The 3,534-nt window shown below is 44.5% G+C and carries 3 protein-coding genes and 1 pseudogene; 1 reads left to right on the top strand and 3 read right to left on the bottom strand.

Going from position 1 to position 3,534, the window contains the following annotated elements; genetic code table 11:
• Positions 1–221 precede the first annotated feature (221 nt).
• Both ACKPQ5_RS05275 and ACKPQ5_RS05270 read right to left on the bottom strand, forming a co-directional pair.
• Complete coding sequence (locus ACKPQ5_RS05275) at positions 222–845, bottom strand: DUF3592 domain-containing protein (RefSeq protein WP_407678057.1); 624 nt, start codon at positions 843–845, stop codon at positions 222–224.
• Positions 846–1,013: 168 nt separating this feature from the next.
• Positions 1,014–1,469, bottom strand: coding sequence for a hypothetical protein (locus ACKPQ5_RS05270; protein ID WP_407678056.1), 456 nt, complete (start codon positions 1,467–1,469; stop codon positions 1,014–1,016).
• Positions 1,470–1,706: 237 nt separating this feature from the next.
• On the opposite strand from ACKPQ5_RS05270, the gene ACKPQ5_RS05265 reads away from it, so the two are divergent.
• On the top strand, positions 1,707–2,906 hold the full coding sequence (locus ACKPQ5_RS05265) for an integron integrase (RefSeq protein WP_407678055.1): 1,200 nt from the start codon (positions 1,707–1,709) through the stop codon (positions 2,904–2,906).
• 136 nt (positions 2,907–3,042) lie between these two features.
• Here the strand turns inward: ACKPQ5_RS05265 and ACKPQ5_RS05260 are convergent.
• Positions 3,043–3,534, bottom strand: a pseudogene (locus ACKPQ5_RS05260) (hypothetical protein); the annotation flags it as partial.

Here is a 3,534-nt window from a genome sequence, read left to right as displayed (position 1 = left end):
TTTTCGACCTTGATTCCCTCGTTGCGGTCGCACCCGACCAGAAGCATGAATACAAGCAAGCTGATTATTGTTCCATTTCTCATTGTTTATTTTCCGAACGTCAGAGTGCTGCCACAGGCTGCTTGGGAGCGCGCTCCGATTTCACGGTTGATGGTTGAATTGTCATGACACTTTCGACTCGCGACGGGCAGCCTGTTGGTAGCCACGCCTTGTTCTGCTTCTTACTGTTTATCTCTAGCTCCCGTAATGGCTGCCCAAGCGATTATTCCCCCGATAATAAAAATAAACACCCCGATTACCGGTGCCACGAAAGCCTGCAACCCCAGTCCGGGCTCAAGCAGGCAAACCTTTGGGTTGTCGGGCTTGTAGTATACGGATACGCTCTTGCCTTTAGGGTAACGGTCCACGATGCCTTGTGCATGAGCCTCGGCAAGGATTCTATCGATGCTACTTGTGTCATCACCCTTTACCTTAATCCGCTTTTTCTTAACGTAAGCAATACGTGTTCCTGTTAAGGTAGCTTCATCAACTTGGTATTCGTACAAGATTTTGGCGCGGAATATTCTTTGATTTAGAGATCCGCTCTCTCCTGGTTTCCGGCGGCGAGTTTCACGCTCAACCGAGGACTCTATGATTTTTCCCTGAGTGGTGGGCCAATCCATGCTCGCCTTGGCTCTCAATACTTCGCGTGCACCAAAGTAGGTAGCCGCCGCACCTCCTGCGATTAGGAGGAGAATAACAGACCAAAGAATGACGGTCTTCATCCATGGGGACAGTATGGGCTCGGCTCCTGTTGGCTCGTCGTCATCGGTGTCCTCGTGTTGTTTTTGTGGATCTTCAGTCATAGGTCTCTTTCTTTCGCAGAACGTCATAGGTCACCCACCCCACACGAGAGCAAGGCTTGACGAAGGGGTTAAAGGTTCAATCTATCGGAAAACTCGCCTCCGAAGCGGTGTGGGGTTGGTGTGCACCGACTTGTTGGGCTTTGTGTGCTTCTGCATCCCGCTAGCCCGCTATTCACTAGGCTCCTTCTTCCGGAAAATTGCACCAACTTCCTCAAACGCGACGTCGCATCCAGCATTCTCAGCAGCGGCTGTAAGGATCGCGTAACAACTCGCCTCGTTCATCTTGAGATCTACTGCTACATTTTTGAGATCCTTGTGTCCGATCGTGATGTTTAGCGGAGCCGCAGGTGAAAGCTTTGCAGTCTCAAACCGGAGAAAGTTCACGACGTCCTCAAGGTGAGTACCCCGCACCTCGATGCGGGGAACAATGATTGCTCGAGCCAACTTCTCTGAGACGCTTGCTTTTGGCTTGGCGACGTATGTCTTACCTTCGATAAGAAACTCTGTCTCATCGTTCTGGCTGATAGTGGCTACGACCTTGCCGCTCTGCTTATCGACGAGATTAATTTCACCAGCAAGGGCGAGCTGACTAAAGGCCAGTAGAATTAGTGCTTGTTTTTTCATAATATAGGATTGGTCAAATTAGTTGGATCGAGCAAGTCATTTTTGCCCAACTTATATTATTCGTTACTTTTATCATGTATATTTTGTAATGAATCTTACATTTGATCATAAAGCAATCATTCTAAGAGTTATTTAATTTGAAAACTTTAAAGCTTTTTTAGCTGTTAACCAATTAAAATATATCAAATAATTTTCTTGTTAAACATGCAAATGAATCATGTATTACTTATTTGACATATGCATGAGTGGATAAAAGTTCAACTTAAAGAATATTCAAATGCGAATGCAGAGGAGAGGCAGGCGTGGTGGATTACAATTAAGTGGTATTTTGGTTATTGTGCAAAGAAGGGACTGGGAGAACCAAGCAATCGGGAAAATGGAAAGATTTTTTGGCGAGAAGCAGTTTTACCAACCAGACCAAATGAATGGCAAAAGAAGCAATGGGGAGATGCATTAAAATGGTTTTTTCAGGAAATATCTGCTCGTGATATCGCTGGGCCGAAATTGAGAAGTGCTATCCGCCGACGCCACCTTGCCTACACTACAGAAAAAGCGTACATGGGATGGTTACGACGTTTTCAGGCGTTTCTCCATCCCAAAGAAGTAATGGAATCAGAAGCGGGGGAAGTCGTTAATTTTTTGACCTACTTGGCGGAAGAGAAAAGAATATCACCAACAGGGCAAAATCAGTGTTTTAATGCTCTGTTGTTTTTCTTTCGCTATGTAAGAGAGCAACCAAATGTAGATTTCCGGGGGGCGACCCGAGCAAAGAAGAGAATAAGGGTACCTGTTGTTTTATCCCAAAAGGAAGTTACACGCCTACTAGAATTACTACCCACTAAATTCCGTTTAATGGGTCGCTTGCAATATGGAGCAGGTTTACGAGTAAATGAATTATTACGCTTGCGGGTTAAGGATTTAGATTTTGATCGCGGTCAGTTATCTGTCCGAGCGGGCAAGGGAGATAAAGATCGGGTCTCAGTGCTACCAACTTCTTTGGTTGATTTTTTACAACTACAAGTCGAACAAGCTAGAATTTTGCATGCCAAGGATATCAAAGCTGAATTTGCCGGGGCAAGTATGACCGAAGCACTCGCTCGTAAGTTCAGCGTAGCTCGGAGAGAGCTTAGCTGGCAGTACCTTTTTCCTCATAGCCGACTTGCAAAGAATCCTCGAGGCGAGGAACTCCTCCGGCACCATGCGCTTGAAAATTCATATCAAAATGCAGTGCGCAATACAGCGAAAAAAGCGGGTATCGAAAAACGGGTCACACCCCATGTGCTCCGCCACAGTTTTGCCACTCATATGCTTGAGGGTGGGGCAGATATTCGAACCGTTCAGGAACTTCTCGGCCATGCTTCCGTGGAGACTACCCAAATCTATACCCATGTGATGAAAAAACCTTTTGGAATCATAAGCCCATTGGATCGGCTTTAAAAAATGTACGTATAAAAATGAGGCTATTTCAGTCTATCAATAACACATTTTCTAAACCTATTTAAAATTTTATTTAAATTTAAATAAAATTACTAAAATCAACATTTTTGCGAAATCATCATTCAGAGAAAGCTAATTAGTTTTTCAATTTTACCTCTTGATTCTTTTCAGAAGAAATTGTGGGGGAACCGGTACCATTCAATTCTGCTCTCTGCCTAATCCTTGAAATCGTTTGCCAAACTTTCTTGGTTCCCCATTTGGAATCTTTGAGTTGGGCATCCCAAATTGCAAGGCCAACGGAAGCATCCTTCGCGATCCATTCGAGGTGCTCTTGAACTGAAGCCTTCTCCCATTTGCTCGCATGACTGGGAACTCCAATGAGAAGTTTGGAAGAATACTTTCCCGCGGCAGCTTTTAGGAAATCATAAGATCTCCAACTCGTTGATTTTGATCCGGTTTCTGAATAACCCATTACATGAAGGGCATCAACATATGGAAGTAGCAACTTCCACCAACCTTGGTTTGGTGCATTCCATTTATATGCAAAGCTATCAACCGTAAGCTCCTTTCCCTTCGCCTTAAGTGCAATGGATAGCTCCATAATAAACTTAACAAATGCCTTCTTATC

The organism is Candidatus Seribacter sulfatis (genome assembly GCF_964187635.1).
Lineage (GTDB): Bacteria > Verrucomicrobiota > Verrucomicrobiia > Opitutales > Seribacteraceae > Seribacter > Seribacter sulfatis.
This window is presented reverse-complemented; position numbering and strand designations above follow the sequence as displayed.

What these genes read in the sequence shown, in the direction of transcription:
- ACKPQ5_RS05275 (WP_407678057.1), bottom strand. Translation starts at nt 845, where the DNA reads ATGACTGAAGATCCACAAAAACAACACGAGGACACCGATGACGACGAG.
- ACKPQ5_RS05270 (WP_407678056.1), bottom strand. Translation starts at nt 1,469, where the DNA reads ATGAAAAAACAAGCACTAATTCTACTGGCCTTTAGTCAGCTCGCCCTT.
- ACKPQ5_RS05265 (WP_407678055.1), top strand. Translation starts at nt 1,707, where the DNA reads ATGCATGAGTGGATAAAAGTTCAACTTAAAGAATATTCAAATGCGAAT.